Origin of the sequence: Derxia gummosa DSM 723, assembly GCF_000482785.1 — a bacterium.
Taxonomy (GTDB): Bacteria; Pseudomonadota; Gammaproteobacteria; order Burkholderiales; family Burkholderiaceae_E; genus Derxia; species Derxia gummosa.
This window is the reverse complement of sequence record NZ_AXWS01000013.1, coordinates 120183-135131: the sequence shown is the minus strand read 5'-3', so window position 1 is coordinate 135131 and position 14949 is coordinate 120183. Positions and strand designations below refer to the sequence as shown.

Here is a 14949-nt window from a genome sequence, read left to right as displayed (position 1 = left end):
GGCCGACAACCCGCCGGCGCGCCGGAAGCCGGATCGCGATTACTTCTTCATCGCGTCCTTGCCCATGGCGTCCTTCGACATCCCGTCCTTGGCCATGCCGTCCTTGCCCATCGCATCCTTGGCCATGCCGTCCTTCGCCATGGCGTCCTTGCCCATCGCGTCCTTCTTCATGCCGTCCTTGCCCATGGCGTCCTTCGACATTCCATCCTTGGCCATGGCGTCCTTGCCCATGGCGTCGTGGCTCATGGCGTCCTTCTTCATGTCGTCGGCGTGGGCCGAGGCGAAGCCGAAAGAACAGGCGACGGCGACGAGGGCGATGGCGATGCGGTTCATGTGATGCTCCTTGAGAGGGGTGGTGTTGCGGGTGGAAATTCAGACCCGGTGCGGGTCGGGACAAGGCGGCAGCGGCGGGCGGAAGCCCGCATCAGCTCCCGCCAAACCAGTTGTAGCCCTGGTCTTCCCAGTAACCGCCGGGGCGGTCGTCGGTCACGGTCAGGGCCACGATGTGCTTGGGGTTCTTGTAGCCGAGCTTGGTCGGCACGCGCAGCTTGAGCGGCGCGCCATTGCGTCGCGGCAGCGGGCCGCCGTCCTGGTCGAGCACCAGCAGCGTCTGCGGATGCAGCGCGCTCGGCATGTCGATGCCGTTGTAGTAGCCGTCGGCGCAGCGCAAGGCGACGTACTTCGCGCCGAGGTCGGCGCCGACGCGGCGCAGGAAGAGGCCGAGCGGCACGCCGCTCCAGTTGCCGATCGCGCTCCAGCCTTCGACGCAGATGTGGCGCGTGGTGTGGCCGGTCTGCGGCAGGGCGCGCAGCGCGGCGAGGGTCCAGCGGCCCGGCTCGGTCACCTTGCCGCCCACTTCGAGCCGCCAGTCGCCGGCATCGACATCGGGCGCCATCGCCTCGCCGTAGAAGGCGTTGAACGGAAAGGGCCGCACGATCATCGAGTCGGGATAGGTCGGCGCGAGGCGGTCGGGGCCGAAGAGGGCGCCCTGCACGCGGTCGTTGAAGCGCGACACCGTCATGAGCGCGGCTTCGACGCTCGGCTCGTCGCTGATGCCGCAGCCGCTGAGCAGCGACAGACCGCCGAGCGTGAGGCCGCCGCCGAGCAGGCGCCGGCGCGCGGGTTCGGGCAGGTCGAGCCGGCTGGCGTCGCGGCGCAGGCGGCGCAGGCCGTCGCCGAGCACGTCGAGCAGCGCGGCGCGCGGCGGGGCGGATTTGCGTGGGTCGCTCATGGCCTCACCTTCCGAGCGTCATCGCGCGCAGGCTGCGCGGCACGGCGATCACCATCGCCACATGCACGGCGACGAAACCGACCAGCGTCGCCATCGCGAAGAAGTGCACGCGGCGCGCCGCCTCGTAGCCGCCCATCAGCTCGCGCAGCAGCGGGAACTGCACCGACTTCCACAGCACGAGGCCCGACAGCACCAGCACGATCAGGTCGAGCGCCGCGAACAGATAGGCCGCGCGCTGCACCGCGTTGTAGTGCGACAGGTCGTCGTGCCTGAGTTCGGCGCGGAAGAAGGCGCGGATGTCGTGCCAGAGCAGCGCGGGCGTCAGCGGCCAGAAGCGCATGCGCCAGCGGCCGGTGGCGAGGTTGCCGCCGATCCAGGCGAGGCCGTTGACGACCAGCAGCCACATCGCCGCGAAATGCCACTGGATCGCGCCGCCGAGCCAGCCGCCGAGCGTCCAGTCGCGCGGGATGTCGAAGCCGAGAAAGGGCGAGGCGTCGTAGATGCGCCAGCCGCTCATCGCGAGCGGCACCACGGCCACGACATTGAGCCAGTGCGTCGCGCGGACCCAGGCCGGTTGCAGGATGACGGCGTCCATCGCGTCAGCCCTTGAGGCACTGGCCGGTGGTCGCGGCCTGGAGCACGCGGCCGCTGGTCTCGTCCTCGACGAAGCCGACCAGCGCCAGCCCGTCGCGCTTCCAGTCGGCCGGCAGCGCGAGACTGCGATGCAGCTCGGCGCGGCCGTCGCTGAAATCGATCGGGCCGATCAGGCTGCGCACCACATGGTCGTGATGCAGCGTGGCGCCGCCGTTCTCGCCGCGCGTCACTTTCGAGCTGAGCTGGCTCTCGGTCAGCGCCAGGTACAGCGCCGGCTTCGCGCTCTGCCCCGCCGCCTGCGCGGCAAGCGTGCCGCGCGCGTCGATGACGAGCTTCCCGTCGGCGCCGACGCGGGCGTCGAGCGCGAGGTTCGCGCGCGCCGGCTCGGCATTGATGCGGGCCACCTGACCCGACAGCGTCTCGCGCCAGTCGCGCGCCTCCGCGCCGCTCACGAAGAAGTGCGGCGTCCACACGGTGCGCTTGCCGAGCGTCGCCACGCGCCACGAGTGGCGCGCGCCGAAGCCGGCCTGCGCGAACGGATCCTTCCAGCCGATCGAATCCCAGTAGTCCACATGCAGCGCGATCGGGATGGCGCGCGCGCCGTCGGCCAGCGTGCGGTCGAGCCGGCTCACGGCGGCATCGGCCGGCGGGCAGCTCGAACAGCCTTCGGAGGTGTACAGCTCGACCAGCGCGGTGGTGCCGGGGCCGCTCGCGACGGCGCAGCCGGCGGCCGTGGCGGCCAGCGGCATGACAGCGCTTGCAAGACCGGCCAGGCCGAGCAGGCCGCTGGCCAGCGCGCGGCGGCGCGGTAGGGAGGACGGGAGGTTCATGCTGGGCTCCGGGCGATCGGTGTTGTGGCTTGGTCGCCCGGCGCGCGCGCTTCTTACAGCGCGGCGCGCGCGCCGGACGAACGGCGATCAGCCGTGGCTGCGCGACGAGCGCACGACCGGGAAGTCGATCGGCGTGCCCGCGACGAGGTTGAGGTAGTTGGTCAGCACGTTGAGCGCGACCACGCCCACGACTTCGAGCAGCTCGGCGTCGCCGAGGCCGGCGGCGCGCGCGGCGGCGATCTGCTCGTCGCTCGCGATGCCGCGCGTCTGCACCAGCGTGGTGGCGAGGCGCAGGATCGCGTCAAGCCGGCCGTCGGCCGCCTTGCCCTGGCGCGCGAGGGCCAGCTCGCCATCGGCCAGGCCGGCGCCCTTGCCGATCATCAGGTGGGCCGACAGGCAGTAGTCGCAGCCGTTCACCTCGGCCACCGCGATGGCGATGGCTTCGCGCTCGCGCGCCGCCAGCACGCCGCCCGACAGCGCCGCGTTGAATTGCAGCAGCCCTTGCAGCACCGCCGGCGCGCGCGCCGTCACCAGGAAGAGGTTGGGAATGGTGCCGAAGGCGTTGTTGACGGCGTCGAGCAGGTCGGCGGCGCTGCCGGTGGCATCGGTGCGGGCGAGGGTGGAAATGCGAGTCATGGATGCTCCTTTTGCGTTGAAGCCCGCGTCTGGCGGGCGAAGCGAAGGTTGGAGCGCGCCGCGCGCCGGGAGAATCCGCCGCGCCCGCAAGCCACTGTTGCGCGCGGCGCATGTAATGCCGGCGCGTTCCGGCCGACTCCCGCAGGCCCGCGCGGATTCGCGCGCAACCGGAAAGCCCCGCATGGATCGACTCGATGCAATGGCCGTCTTCGTGGCGGTGGTGGATGAAGGCAGCATGGCCCGCGCCGGCCGCAGGCTCGGCCGCACGCCGGCGGCGGTGAGCCGCGCGATCGGCCTGCTCGAAGCGCGCGCGGGCGCGCCGCTGCTGGTGCGCACCACGCGCTCGCTGCGCCTGACCGAGCTGGGCGAGACCTGGCTCGCGACCAGCCGCGCGGTGCTGGAGCAGGTCGCGACGATCGAGGCCGGCGCCGCCAGCGAACGCGCGCTGCCGCGCGGCCTGCTCACGCTCACCGCGCCGCGCCTGTTCGGGCGGCTGGTGGTGCGGCCGCTGCTCGATGCCTTTCTCGACCGGCACGCGGCGGTGCAGGCGCGGCTGCTGCTGCTCGACCGCGTGGCCAGCGTGGTGGACGAGGGCATCGACGCGGCGGTGCGCATCGGCCATCTGCCCGATTCGAGCCTGGTCGCGGTGAAGGTGGGCGAGGTGAGCCGCGTGGTGGTCGCAAGCCCGGCGCTGGTCGCGCGCGTCGGCGCGCCGCGCGAGCCGGCCGATCTCGCCGCCCTGCCCTGCATCAGCTTCAGCCAGATCACGCCGGGCGAGGTCTGGAGCTTCGGCGCCGCGCCCGGCGACGCGCGGCCGCGCCAGGTGCGCATCCGGCCGCGCCTCACGGTCAACAGCGCCGACGCCGCGATCGCCTCGGCGCTCGACGGCCACGGCCTGACCTGCGTGCTGTCCTACCAGGCCGACGCGGCGCTCGCCGAGGGCCGGCTGCTGCGCCTGCTGACCGAGCGCGAACCGCCGCCGCTGCCGGTGCATGTGGTGTTCGCGCGCAGCCGCGCCGCGACCGCGCGCACCCGGGCGCTGGTCGATTTCATGGTGCCGGCGCTGCGCGCCGCGCTCGCGGGCGGACCAGCCGGCGCCCCGGCCCGCGCCGCCGCGCGCGCCGACGCCGACGCGGCGATCGGCACCGAAGCCTGAAGCCGCGTCGCAAATTCCGGTTACGCATGTCACGCCCGGGCATGACAGGAAAGGCGGGCTCCGGCGGTCTTCACAGCATCGGGACGGTCCCGATCAACCCAGCCACGGAGCCCTCATGAACAAGACTTCCCTTCTCCTCGCCACGCTCGCGCTCACCCTGTCCGGCGCCGCCGCCCATGCGGCCGGCATTCCCGCGACCGACCTCGAACAGCGCCTGGCCGAGCCCTATCGCGGCGCGCTGTTCGAGGCGCCGGCCGAGGGCCGCGCGCTCACGCGCGAGCAGGTGCGCGCCGAACTGGCCGAGGCGCTGCGCCTCGGCGACGCGCCGGTGGGCGAGGACGGCCTCACGCCGCGCGAGCGCAACCCGGCCGCCTTCCCGGCGCGCGCGGTCGTCGCGCGCAGCCGCGCCGAGGTGAAGGCCGAACTGGCCGAGGCGCTGCGGCTCGGCCTCGCGCCGATCGGCGAGGACGGCCTCGCGCCGCGCGACCGCGCCCCGGCCATGTACCCGGCGAGCTGAGCCGTCGGCCTCGTCGGCGCGGCGCCGCTTCTTCCGGGTCGGCCGGCGCCTGGTCTTCCGGCGACCGCGCGCCTCATCCCCCCGCCGCGAGCGGAAAGCTGAACACCGCGCCGCGCCCGACCTCGCGCAGCAGCCGGATCTCGCTGCCATGCAGTTCGAGGATGCGGCGCACGATCACCAGCCCCAGGCCGCCGCAGCCGCCGCCCTGCTTCGACGCCACCGCGAAGGCGGCGCGCGTGAACAGCAGCGGCCGCAGCGCGGGCGCGATGCCCGGCCCGCTGTCGCTGACCCGCACGATCACCTGCCGGCCCTCGTGGCGCAGGCGCAGCTCGATGTCGCCACCGGCCGGCGTGTGGCGGATCGCGTTGTCCACCAGATTGGTCAGCACCCGTTCGATCAGCGCCACGTCGGCCGTGACCGGCGGCAGCCCCGGCGCGATGTCGGCGCGCAGGCGCAGGCCGCGCGCCGCGCCCGGCAGCTCGAACTTCTGGAGCACGTCGTGCGCGAGTTCGGCGAGCGAGAAGTTCTCGGGATCGGGCCGCACCACGCCGTATTCCAGCCGCGCGAGCTCGAACAGTTCCTGCGCCAGCCGGCCGACCTTGCGGCTTTGCGCGAGTGCGGTTTCGAGATAGCGGCGGCGGTCGGCGGCGGGCAGGCTGTCGGCCTTGACCAGCAGGGTTTCGAGATAGCCGTGCAGCGAGGTGAGCGGCGTGCGCAGGTCGTGCGAGATGTTGGCCACGAGTTCGCGCCGCTGCTCGTCCTGCTCGGTGAGGGCGCGCCATTGCTCGCCGATGCGCGCGGTCATCTGCGCGAAGGTCTGGCCGAGCAGCGCGATCTCGTCGCGCGGCGGCGCGGCCGCGCCGGCCGCCGGCGGCGCGAGCGGGCCGCCGGCCGGGCGGCCGTCGGCGGTGTAGCCGCGCACGGCGGCGGTCAGCTCGACCAGCGGGCGCGTGATCATGCGCAGCGCCACCAGCCCGGCCACCAGCACCAGCGCGAACACCAGCCCGGCCGAGCGCAGCAGCAGGCCGAGCAGATGGTCGGGCCGGCCCTGGGCCGCGATCGCGTCGTGCTCCTCGCCCATCAGCACCACGTACACATAGCAGGCCGGCCGGCCATCGACGCGCACCGGCGCGGCGCTGAACACCTTGCGCAGCCCGGGCTGGCGCGGGTCGTCGCCGAGCACCGGCATCGGCCGGCCGCGCATGAAGTCGCGCACCGGCCCGAGGTCCACGCGGTCGAGCCGCAGCCGGCCCGGCGGCGCCGCGTGGCCGATGATGCGGCCGTCCAGATCGAGCAGATAGACCTCGACCGCCGGGTTCACGTCCATGAACTTGGCGAACAGCTCGCGCACCGCCACCGGGTCGAGACCGTCGCGCCGCATCAGCGCCGCGTTGCCGGCGATGTGGGTGGCGAGTCCGGCCGAGAGCCTTTGCACGATCTCCTGCTCGCGCAGTTCGTCGAGCCGCATCTGCACGATCACCGTGCCGCCCGAGGCCGCCGCGAGCAGCACGGTGAAGACGATGCACAGCCGCGCGCTCAGGCCCAGCTGGGCGAGCACGCGGCGCGCCAGACGGCGGGCGAAGTGGGGCGAGGCGTTCATGCCGGCTTGGTCGCGCGGCGCGCCGGCTTCTTACAGTGCGGGCGCGGACGGCGGATCGGCCGCGACAGGCGGCGTGTCGGCGCGCCCGCCGGGGGATGTCGGCGCGCCGGCCTCGGCGTCCCGGCTGGCGCGTGCGTCGCTCGCGCAGGCAAGCCGGCCGGCCTCGCCCAGCGCATGCGCGTGCCGCCGGCCCCAGTCGCACAGCGCCGCGAGCAGCGGCGCGAGGCTCAGCCCGAGCGGCGTGGCGGCGTATTCGACGCGCGGCGGCAGCTCGGGATGCACGCGGCGGCTCACCACGCCGTGCGCTTCCAGCTCGCGCAGCTGGGCGATCAGCACCTTCTGGCTCAGGTCGGGCAGGGCGCGCTCCAGCGCCGACAGCCGCATCGGCCCGTCGAACAGCCGGTGCAGGATCACCGCCTTGCCGCGCCCGGCGATCACCTTGAGCGCGCGTTCGGCCGGCAGCGGCGGCAGATGCTTGACGGGCCGGCTCATGCCCACCATCCGGTGTGCAGGTCGGAGAACGGTGGGTAGCGGCGCGGACGGCGGCGGCGCGACTCTGGCGATCCGATCCACTCGCCGGCACCTCCTCCATGAAAGCCATCCAGCTCGACCGCTTCGGCGGCACCGACCAGTTCCGCGTCGTCGAACTCCCAGCGCCCGAACCCGGCCCGGGCCAGATCCGCGTGCGCGTGCACGCCGCCGGCGTCAACTTCGCCGAGACGCTCATGCGCGAGAACCGTTACGCGATGACGCCCGCCCTGCCCTGGCTGCCCGGCTGCGAGGCCGCCGGCACGATCGACGCGCTCGGCGCCGGCGTGACCCGCCTCGCCGTCGGCCAGCGCGTCGCCGCGCCGCTGTTCGCGGCCGGCGTGTTCGCGGGCGGTTACGCGAGCGAAGTGGTGATCGACGCCGCGCTCGCGCTGCCCCTGCCCGACGGCCTCGGCTGGGACGACGCGGTCGCGCTCCAGGTCCAGGGCCTGACCGCGCTCGCGCTCGCGCGCCACGTGCCGGTGGCCGGCCGCTCGGCGCTGGTGAGCGCGGCGGCCGGCGGCGTCGGCGGCCTGCTCGTGCAACTGCTGCGCGAAGCCGGCGCCGCGACGGTGACAGCGCTTGCGGGCGGCCCGGCCAAATGCGCGCTGGCGACGAGCCTCGGCGCCGATGCCGCGATCGACTACCGCGCGCCGGACTGGATCGAGCGGGTGCGCGCGGCCGCCGGCGGCTTCGGCCCCGACGTGATCCACGATTCGGTCGGCGGCGACTTCACGCCCGCCGCGCTCGGCCTGCTTGCGCCGCGCGGCAATCTCGTCGTCTACGGCGCGCTCAACATCCAGCGCTTCGCGTTCGGCGTGCCCGAACTGCTCGCGCTCATCTTCCGCAACCAGTCGGTCACGGGCTTCGCGCTCGCGCCGCTGCTCACGCCCGAGCGGCTGCATGCCGACTGGCGCGAGCTGTGCGCGCTGCATGCGCAAGGCCGGCTGCGCACGGTGATCGGCGCCCGGCTGCCGCTGGAACAGGCGGGCGAGGCCCACCGGCTGCTGGAGAGCCGCGCCAGCACGGGAAAGCTCGTTCTTCATCCCTGACACTTTCCGGACTGTTTGTTCCGTTCAATGCTAGTCTCCGGCTCATGGCAAGACAACGTGAATTCGATGAAGACGCCGTGCTCGACGCGGCGATGCGGGTGTTCTGGCGCCAGGGCTACGAGGCCACGAGCATTCCCGACCTGCTCGGCGCCACCGGCCTGAGCCGCTCCAGCCTGTACGACAGCTTCGGCGACAAGCTCGGGCTGTTCGAGGCGGCGGCGCGGCGCTACGTCGGGCAGTTCGTGCTGGCGCGGGTGCGCGCGCTGCGCGAGGCGCGCACCGTGCGCGCCGGCCTGCGCGAGTTCTTCGCGCATCAGATCGACACCTGCTGCGACGCCGCGCTGCCCGACGGCTGCCTCATCACCAACACCGCAACCGCGCTCGCCACGGCCGACCCGCGCGTGCAGGCCTTCGTCGCCGACGGGCTGCGCGCGCTGCGCGCCGAACTGCTCGCGCTGCTCGAACGCGGCCAGGCCAGCGGCGAGATCGCGCCCGGCCGCGATGTCGAGGGCCTGTCGCAGATGCTGCTCGCCGTGGCGCTCGGCCTGAACGTGGCGGCGCGCGTCGATCGAAGTCCGGCGGCGCTGCGCGCGATGGCCGACGCGGCGATCGCGGCCGTCGCCTGAACCGGCTTCATGTTTGGCGGATGTAAGGCATCCGCCTTTTTTTCGTCTTATACGGACTGATCGTTCCGTTTAGTCAGTCACTCGCCGACGAGATGACGCGCGCCGTCGAGTCCAGCCTGTCGCAACAAGACGCGCCCCATCTGCAAACCGCCTGAACCCGGAGACCACCATGTCGCTCATGCAATCGCTTCGCCACTGGCTCGCCAGCGGCCTGTCGCTCGAACCCGCCCGTGTCGCTCCCGACGGCGGCGGCCAGCCGCCGCTGCCCGCCGCGCCCGCCCTGCCCGTCGTGCGCAGCCGCCGCGCCACCATCGACGGCGTCGAGCTGTTCTGGCGCGAGGCCGGTCCGGCCGACGGCCCGGCCATCGTGCTGCTGCATGGTTTCCCGTCGTCGTCGCACATGTTCCGCAAGCTCATTCCGCTGCTGGCCGACCGCTTCCGCGTGATCGCGCCCGACTATCCGGGCTTCGGCCATTCATCGGCGCCGGCCGACTACGACTGGACCTTCGACAATCTCGCCGCCACCGTCGATCGCCTGCTCGACCGGCTCGAAGTGCGCCGCGCCGTGTTCTACATGCAGGACTACGGCGGCCCGGTCGGCATGCGCCTCGCGGTGACGGACCCGGCGCGCGTGGCCGGCTTCGTGATCCAGAACGCCAACTTCCGCATGGAAGGCGTGAGCCAGGCCGCCGCCGACGTGTTCATGCCGCTCTGGCAGCAGAACGACGACCGCAACGCGCGCCAGCTGCTCACGGCCGAGATGACGAAGTTCCAGTACACCGCCGGCGCGCGCGATCCCGACGGTCTCGACCCCGACGCCTGGACCCATGACCAGGCCACCACGCTCGACCGCGAGGGCGCGACCGAGCGCCAGCTCGCGCTGTTCCGCGACTACGCCAGCAACGTCGCGCGCTACGACGCCTGGGCCGACTGGATGCGCGAGCACCAGCCCCCGACCCTCGTGACCTGGGGCAGCGGCGACCCGTTCTTCCTCGTGCCGGGCGCCGAAGCCATGGTGCGCGAGCTGAACGATGCCGAGCTGCATCTGTTCGACAGCGGGCATTTCGCGCTGGAGGAGGACGCGGCCGGCATCGCCGGGCTGATCCGCCGCCGCTTTCTCGCCTGAGGCCGGCGATGGATGCGTCGCAAGCCTTTGCAACGCTGCGCGCGGCCCGGCTGGGCTTCGCCGTCGCCGGCTGGGTGCTGACCGCCGCCGCGGCCTTGCCCGCCGGCGCTCAGGTGCTCACCAGCGGCGTCACGCTGCCGTTGGAACTCGCCCACACGGCGGCGCGGGAAGCCATCCGCGCCTGCGAGGCCGACGGCCATCGCGTCTCGGCCTCGGTGGTGGACGCGGCCGGCGTCGAGCGCGCCTTCCTGCGCGGCGACCACAGCACCATCCACACCCGCGACACCGCCTTCCGCAAGGCCTACACGGCGGTGACGCTCGGGCCGATCTTCGGCGCGGCCACCACCGGCGCGCTCGCCGAGAAGGTCGGCCGCACGCCGACCGGCCCGGCGCTCGCGTCGGTGCCGAACGTGATCCTGCTCGCGGGCGGTGTGGCGATCCGGCGTGGCGAGGAGACGCTCGCCGCGCTCGGCGTGGGCGGCGCGCCCGGCGGCGCCCTCGATGAGCGCTGCGCGAGCGCTGGCGTGGCGGCGATCCAGGCGCGAGTGGAGGCGCTCGGGCGGCCGTGATGCCGTGCGGCCGGCGCCGCGTCAGGCGCTCGCGTCCGCCGGTTCGGCCTCGTCGGCGAGGCTGCCGGCGGTCGCGCCGTCGCCGTCGCATGCCAGCCCGAGCAGCCCGCGCACCGGCCGCAGCATGCCTTCGAGCAGGGCGCGTTGCGGCTTCGAGCGCGCCAGCACGCGGATGCCCAGCAGCAGCCCGAGCAGCAGCCGCGCGAGATCATCGGGACTGCTGCCCGGCGGCAGTTCGCCCGCCGCGTCGGCCGCGCGCAACCGGCCCCGGAAGAAGCCCTCGATCGCCGCCAGCTCGCGCCCCACGAGTCTGCGCATCTCGGCGTCGTGCGGCCCGAGTTCGAGCGCGGTGTTGACCAGCATGCAGCCGCGCTTCGCCCGGTCGCGCGCCGAGGCATCGACCAGTTCGTCGAGAAAGGCCATCACCGCCGCGCGCGGCGACGGCATCTGCTCCAGCCGCGCGATGCGCTCGCGCGCCGCGCCGTCGAGGTAGTGCTCCAGCGCGCGCCGGAACAGCGCGGCCTTGTCGCCGAAGGCGTTGTAGATGCTCGCCGCCGTCATGCCCATGTCGGCGCCCAGGTCGCGCATCGAGGTCGCCTCGTAGCCGCGATGCCAGAAGCAGCCCATGGCCGCGTCGAGGGCGGTGTTCTCGTCGAATTCGCGCGGGCGGGCCATGGCGGCGTTCCTCTTCTGATCGGTTCGCGCCGATTCTAGAGCGGATGTTCGTGAATCGTCTCTCCGCTCCATAAGGTGCAACCGGCTTGAATGTTTCGTGAGGATTTCTTCCCTTGCGCTGCCGATGCTGAGCCCACTGCATCTTCGCAGTCGCCCGACGGAGAATCGAATGAAGAAGATCCTCACGCTGGCAGGCTGGTGTCTCGCGCTTCCCGCGCTCGCCCAGGGCCTGCCGGTCCAGACCCCCATCACCGAGATCCAGCCCGCGCCGGCCTCCATCGGCGCGGATGTGCCGGTCACCTACTTCGGCACCGCGCCGTCCACCGTGCAGAAGGAACTGATCGGCCCCTACCAGCTGCTCAAGGCCGGCACCATCGACCAGGAGAAGGGCACGATCACCCTCCCGCTCTACAAGGGCCGGCTCGCCAGCGGCGAGACCGTCTGGTACGTGCTGACCGACACCAGCGACGAAGCCAACGCCGCCGCGCTCGGCCTCAACTTCTCGTCCAAGCTCGTCTATGCCGACGTGGGCCGGGGCGTGCGCAAGGCGAGCCAGCAGCTCATCAATGGCGAGACCGTCGTGGTGTTCGAGCGCGGCCGGGTCGATTTCTCGCCGGTGCATTTGGTCACGCCGGGCGCCGAGCCCAATGTGTTCCCGCCGACGGCGGTGCAGCCCGGCTCGGTCGGCGATGCCGACTACAGCCCGCTCGCGAAGATCGGCGACTACATCTACAACGCGCCGATGGTCGCGTTCAACGTCAGCGAGGCCAAGCTCAACGAGTACTGCTCGGGCAACGCCGACCATTCGGTCGTGCATGACAAGGTCGTGAGCATCTGCCCGCGCGACCAGGTCGTCACGCTCGCGCTCACGACCGGCTTCAGCTTCGGCCGCCCGGTGCTCTACCTGAGCACCGAAGCCAACAACGCCCTGCCCGCCGCGCTCGAAGGCGCGACGCTCGCCCCCGGCCTGACCGACGTGCGCGTCGGCGGCGACGACAGCGCCTTCAGCGCGGTCGAGCGGCTGTTCGCGGTCATCAACGGCCCGACCAATGTCGAGGCCGGCGTCATCCATCCGCAGCGCCAGGGCTTCAACAGCGCGCTCAAGGGCGAGGGCGGCCCGCTCAACGTGCTCGGCGGCATCCCGACCGTCGCCACCGACTACAGCCCGCTCTGGGACCTGAACGTCGGCCAGTGGACCCGGCACGCGATCGACAAGCACTACCGCGCCCGCCTGCGCGACGAGTTCCAGACCCTCGGCTACGTGCGTGCCGGCTGGCTCACCGGGCCGGGCGGCAAGGCCTTCGGTTCGAGCGGCCTCATCGTCAACTGCCCGATCGTCTTCCGCTTCCTCTGAAGCGCCCCACACCTCTTCAGGAGAAAGCCGTGAAGCCCCTCAATCTCGCACCCCTGCTCATGAGTCTCGCGCTGGCCGCCTGTGGCGGCGGCGGTGGCGACAGCCCCGCGCCGAGCGCCGGTCCCGACGTCAGCCCCGGCGCCGCCAGCGGCGACCTCACCAGCGGCGTGACCGCCATCCAGAACCCGACCGCCATCACCGAGATCCAGCCCGCCCCCGCGTCCATCGGCGCCGACGTGCCGGCCACCTACTTCGGCACCGCGCCGTCCACCGTGCAGAAGGAACTGGTCGGCCCCTACCAGCTGCTCAAGGCCGGCACGCTCGACGAGGAGAAGGGCCGGCTCACGCTGCCGCTCTACAAGGGCAGGCTCGCCTCCGGCGAGACCGTCTGGTACATCCTCACCGACACCGACGACGAGGCCAACGCCGCCGCGCTCGGCATCAATTTCTCGTCCAAGCTGAGCTATGCGGCCGTCGGCCGTGGCGTGCGGCATGCGAGCCAGCAGCTCATCGACGGCGAGACCGTGGTGGTGTTCGAGTCGGGCCGGGTCGATTTCTCGCCCGTGCACGCGGTCACGCCCGGCGCCGAGCCGCATCCCTTCCCGCCCTCGGCCTTCCAGCCCGGCTCGGTGGGCGATGCCGACTACAGCCCGCTCGCGATGATCGGCGGCCATGTGTACAACGCGCCGATCGTCGCCTTCGGCACGCCGGCCGCGACGCTCGACGCCTTCTGCAACGGCAATGCCGACTACCACCTCGTGCATGACAAGGTGGTCAGCATCTGCCCGCGCGACCGCGTGGTCACGCTCGCGCTCACGACCGGCTTCAGCTTCGGCCGGCCGGTGCTCTACCTGAGCACCGAGGCCAGCCATGCGCTGCCCGCCGCGATGGAAGGTGCCACGCTCGCCCCGGGCCTGGTCGACATCAAGGTCGGCAACGACGACACGGCCTTCAGCGCGGTCGAGCGCCTGTTCGCGGTCGTCAACGGCGCGAGCAACGACGTGGCCGGCGAAGTGCATCCGCAGCGCCAGGGCTTCGACAGCGCGCTGCGCGGCGACGGCGGCCCGCTCAACGTGCTCGGCGGCATCCCGACCGTCGCCACCGACTACAGTCCGCTCTGGGATCTGAACGTCGGTGAATGGACTGCAAGCGCTGTCAGCCATGACTACCGCGCCCGCCTGACCGGCGAGTTCGAGTTCCTCGGCAACGTGCAGCGCGGCTTCCTCACCGGCCCCGGCGGCGGTCCGTTCGGCTCGACCGGCTTCATCGTCAACTGCCCGATCGTCTCGCGCTTCCTCTGATCGGCGCGCGACGGCGCCCGTGTCCGGCCGCGCGGCCGGCGCGGGCGCGTTTCCGTTTCCGCGCATCGGCGCGCCGGGCCCGGAAGGCCCGCGCGCTGCTCATCGACTGCGAGGCCCGTGATGATCCGCTTCCACTTCCACCCCACGCCCAATCCGCTCAAGGTCGCGCTCTTCCTGGAAGAGACCGGCCTGCCCTTCGAGCTGCTGCCGGTCGATACGCGCCGTGGCGAGCAGCACCTGCCGGCCTTCCGCGCGATCAACCCCAACGGCAAGCTGCCCGCGATCGTCGATACCGACGGCCCCGGCGGCCGCGAGGCGCGCGTGTTCGACTCGACCGCGATCCTGCTCTACCTGGCCGAGAAGACCGGCCGCCTGCTCGGCGCGCCCGAGGACCGGCCCGAGCTGCTGTCCTGGCTGCTGTTCATCGCGAGCGGCGTCGGGCCCTACTCGGGACAGGCGGTGCACTTCGGCCGTGTCGCGCCCGAGACCCTGCCCTACGCGATCAACCGCTACCGGCGCGAGGCCGAGCGCCATTACGAGGTGCTCGACCGCCAGCTCGCGGGGCGCGAATTCCTCGTCGGCGCGCAGTACACGATCGCCGACATCTCGGCCTGGGGCTGGCTCGACCGCGCGAAATTCGTGCTCGGCAACGACGATCCGCTCGCGCCCTTCCCCGAGCTGAAGCGCTGGTTCGCCGCGATCGACGCGCGCCCGGCCGCCGCCCGCGCGCGTGAGATCGGCAGCGCCCACGTCTTCAAGACCGAGCTGGACGAGGAGGCGATGCGCGCGCTCTATCCGTCCAACTATCCGCCGGCGGCCTGAGGCGGCGCGCGTGGCGACGATCGCGGCCGGCGCGCATCGGCCGGCGGGGCGCGCGCGGCCGGTGCTGCTCGCGGGTTTCGCGCTGCTGGCCTTCGCGGCCAATTCGCTGCTGTGCCGCGTGGCGCTCGCGCGCGGCCTGATCGATCCGGCCGGCTTCACGCTGCTCAGGATGGTCGCGGGCGCGCTGATGCTGACCTTGCTGCTGCACCTGCGGCTGGCGCGGGGCGGGCGATGGTCCGGCGCGGGTCTCGGCTCTTGACGCGACCCGCGAGGCGAGCGCGACGACGGCGTCGGCGCGCCGCCGGCTGGCGCCGCTCGCGCTCGCGGCCTAT

The 14949-nt window shown here is 72.7% G+C and carries 18 protein-coding genes; 10 read left to right on the top strand and 8 right to left on the bottom strand.

Going from position 1 to position 14949, the window contains the following annotated elements; all coding sequences use genetic code 11:
* Positions 1–39: 39 nt before the first annotated feature.
* The 5 genes from H566_RS0111350 to H566_RS24560 all read right to left on the bottom strand — a co-directional run bounded on the left by H566_RS0111350 (position 40) and on the right by H566_RS24560 (position 3291).
* Complete coding sequence (locus H566_RS0111350; RefSeq protein ID WP_028311526.1) at positions 40–333, bottom strand: pentapeptide MXKDX repeat protein; 294 nt, start codon at positions 331–333, stop codon at positions 40–42.
* A gap of 91 nt (positions 334–424) precedes the next feature.
* Positions 425–1231 carry a molybdopterin-dependent oxidoreductase gene (locus tag H566_RS0111345; protein WP_034411474.1) on the bottom strand — a complete coding sequence of 269 codons (807 nt, stop codon included), beginning with the start codon at positions 1229–1231 and terminating at the stop codon, positions 425–427.
* Positions 1232–1235: 4 nt separating this feature from the next.
* A complete protein-coding gene (locus tag H566_RS0111340) occupies positions 1236–1826 on the bottom strand; it encodes a cytochrome b/b6 domain-containing protein (protein ID WP_028311524.1) in 591 nt (196 codons plus the stop codon).
* Between the two features lie 4 nt (positions 1827–1830).
* Entirely contained in the window at positions 1831–2655 is an 825-nt protein-coding gene (locus tag H566_RS24565) for a DUF1223 domain-containing protein (RefSeq protein WP_034411472.1), read from the bottom strand.
* A gap of 87 nt (positions 2656–2742) precedes the next feature.
* Positions 2743–3291: a carboxymuconolactone decarboxylase family protein gene (locus H566_RS24560; RefSeq protein ID WP_034411470.1), complete on the bottom strand. Its 549-nt coding sequence runs from the start codon at positions 3289–3291 to the stop codon at positions 2743–2745.
* Positions 3292–3472: 181 nt separating this feature from the next.
* Between H566_RS24560 and H566_RS24555 the strand changes: the two genes are divergently transcribed.
* Entirely contained in the window at positions 3473–4447 is a 975-nt protein-coding gene (locus H566_RS24555) for a LysR family transcriptional regulator (RefSeq protein ID WP_051378661.1), read from the top strand.
* Positions 4448–4562: 115 nt separating this feature from the next.
* The gene (locus H566_RS27465; RefSeq protein ID WP_051378660.1) at positions 4563–4964 is read left to right on the top strand and encodes a DUF4148 domain-containing protein; all 402 of its coding nucleotides are present in this window, start codon (positions 4563–4565) and stop codon (positions 4962–4964) included.
* A 73-nt stretch (positions 4965–5037) separates the two neighbouring features.
* Here the strand turns inward: H566_RS27465 and H566_RS0111315 are convergent, their stop codons facing one another.
* Positions 5038–6564, bottom strand: coding sequence for a sensor histidine kinase (locus H566_RS0111315; RefSeq protein WP_051378659.1), 1527 nt, complete (start codon positions 6562–6564; stop codon positions 5038–5040).
* Between the two features lie 30 nt (positions 6565–6594).
* Positions 6595–7056, bottom strand: coding sequence for a winged helix-turn-helix transcriptional regulator (locus H566_RS24545; RefSeq protein ID WP_084545081.1), 462 nt, complete (start codon positions 7054–7056; stop codon positions 6595–6597).
* Positions 7057–7154: 98 nt separating this feature from the next.
* On the opposite strand from H566_RS24545, the gene H566_RS0111305 reads away from it, so the two are divergent.
* The 4 genes from H566_RS0111305 (at position 7155) to H566_RS0111290 (ending at position 10465) form a co-directional block, all read left to right on the top strand.
* The gene (locus H566_RS0111305) at positions 7155–8144 is read left to right on the top strand and encodes a quinone oxidoreductase family protein (protein ID WP_028311522.1); all 990 of its coding nucleotides are present in this window, start codon (positions 7155–7157) and stop codon (positions 8142–8144) included.
* A gap of 44 nt (positions 8145–8188) precedes the next feature.
* Positions 8189–8770, top strand: a complete 582-nt coding sequence (locus H566_RS0111300) for a TetR/AcrR family transcriptional regulator (protein ID WP_028311521.1) — start codon at positions 8189–8191, stop codon at positions 8768–8770.
* 169 nt (positions 8771–8939) lie between these two features.
* On the top strand, positions 8940–9896 hold the full coding sequence (locus tag H566_RS0111295; RefSeq protein ID WP_245591347.1) for an alpha/beta fold hydrolase: 957 nt from the start codon (positions 8940–8942) through the stop codon (positions 9894–9896).
* An 8-nt stretch (positions 9897–9904) separates the two neighbouring features.
* The gene (locus H566_RS0111290; protein ID WP_051378657.1) at positions 9905–10465 is read left to right on the top strand and encodes a GlcG/HbpS family heme-binding protein; all 561 of its coding nucleotides are present in this window, start codon (positions 9905–9907) and stop codon (positions 10463–10465) included.
* A 21-nt stretch (positions 10466–10486) separates the two neighbouring features.
* Here H566_RS0111290 and H566_RS24540 read toward each other — a convergent pair whose 3' ends face one another.
* Positions 10487–11140: a TetR/AcrR family transcriptional regulator gene (locus tag H566_RS24540; protein WP_051378656.1), complete on the bottom strand. Its 654-nt coding sequence runs from the start codon at positions 11138–11140 to the stop codon at positions 10487–10489.
* Positions 11141–11309: 169 nt separating this feature from the next.
* Here H566_RS24540 and H566_RS24535 point away from each other — a divergent pair, with 169 nt between their 5' ends.
* From H566_RS24535 to H566_RS29625, 4 genes are all read left to right on the top strand, one after another.
* Entirely contained in the window at positions 11310–12494 is a 1185-nt protein-coding gene (locus H566_RS24535) for a hypothetical protein (protein WP_051378655.1), read from the top strand.
* Positions 12495–12523: 29 nt separating this feature from the next.
* On the top strand, positions 12524–13795 hold the full coding sequence (locus H566_RS24530) for a hypothetical protein (protein ID WP_051378654.1): 1272 nt from the start codon (positions 12524–12526) through the stop codon (positions 13793–13795).
* 120 nt (positions 13796–13915) lie between these two features.
* Positions 13916–14617 (top strand): glutathione S-transferase family protein, encoded by a 702-nt coding sequence (locus tag H566_RS0111270; RefSeq protein ID WP_028311518.1) that lies wholly within the window; start codon positions 13916–13918, stop codon positions 14615–14617.
* Positions 14618–14627: 10 nt separating this feature from the next.
* On the top strand, positions 14628–14876 hold the full coding sequence (locus H566_RS29625) for a hypothetical protein (protein WP_211238077.1): 249 nt from the start codon (positions 14628–14630) through the stop codon (positions 14874–14876).
* The last annotated feature ends 73 nt before the right edge of the window (positions 14877–14949 follow it).

Bases quoted from the DNA above. Each gene is read 5' to 3' on its own strand.
- H566_RS0111350 (WP_028311526.1), bottom strand. From the start codon at position 333: ATGAACCGCATCGCCATCGCCCTCGTCGCCGTCGCCTGTTCTTTCGGC.
- H566_RS0111345 (WP_034411474.1), bottom strand. From the start codon at position 1,231: ATGAGCGACCCACGCAAATCCGCCCCGCCGCGCGCCGCGCTGCTCGAC.
- H566_RS0111340 (WP_028311524.1), bottom strand. From the start codon at position 1,826: ATGGACGCCGTCATCCTGCAACCGGCCTGGGTCCGCGCGACGCACTGG.
- H566_RS24565 (WP_034411472.1), bottom strand. From the start codon at position 2,655: ATGAACCTCCCGTCCTCCCTACCGCGCCGCCGCGCGCTGGCCAGCGGC.
- H566_RS24560 (WP_034411470.1), bottom strand. From the start codon at position 3,291: ATGACTCGCATTTCCACCCTCGCCCGCACCGATGCCACCGGCAGCGCC.
- H566_RS24555 (WP_051378661.1), top strand. From the start codon at position 3,473: ATGGATCGACTCGATGCAATGGCCGTCTTCGTGGCGGTGGTGGATGAA.
- H566_RS27465 (WP_051378660.1), top strand. From the start codon at position 4,563: ATGAACAAGACTTCCCTTCTCCTCGCCACGCTCGCGCTCACCCTGTCC.
- H566_RS0111315 (WP_051378659.1), bottom strand. From the start codon at position 6,564: ATGAACGCCTCGCCCCACTTCGCCCGCCGTCTGGCGCGCCGCGTGCTC.
- H566_RS24545 (WP_084545081.1), bottom strand. From the start codon at position 7,056: ATGAGCCGGCCCGTCAAGCATCTGCCGCCGCTGCCGGCCGAACGCGCG.
- H566_RS0111305 (WP_028311522.1), top strand. From the start codon at position 7,155: ATGAAAGCCATCCAGCTCGACCGCTTCGGCGGCACCGACCAGTTCCGC.
- H566_RS0111300 (WP_028311521.1), top strand. From the start codon at position 8,189: ATGGCAAGACAACGTGAATTCGATGAAGACGCCGTGCTCGACGCGGCG.
- H566_RS0111295 (WP_245591347.1), top strand. From the start codon at position 8,940: ATGTCGCTCATGCAATCGCTTCGCCACTGGCTCGCCAGCGGCCTGTCG.
- H566_RS0111290 (WP_051378657.1), top strand. From the start codon at position 9,905: ATGGATGCGTCGCAAGCCTTTGCAACGCTGCGCGCGGCCCGGCTGGGC.
- H566_RS24540 (WP_051378656.1), bottom strand. From the start codon at position 11,140: ATGGCCCGCCCGCGCGAATTCGACGAGAACACCGCCCTCGACGCGGCC.
- H566_RS24535 (WP_051378655.1), top strand. From the start codon at position 11,310: ATGAAGAAGATCCTCACGCTGGCAGGCTGGTGTCTCGCGCTTCCCGCG.
- H566_RS0111270 (WP_028311518.1), top strand. From the start codon at position 13,916: ATGATCCGCTTCCACTTCCACCCCACGCCCAATCCGCTCAAGGTCGCG.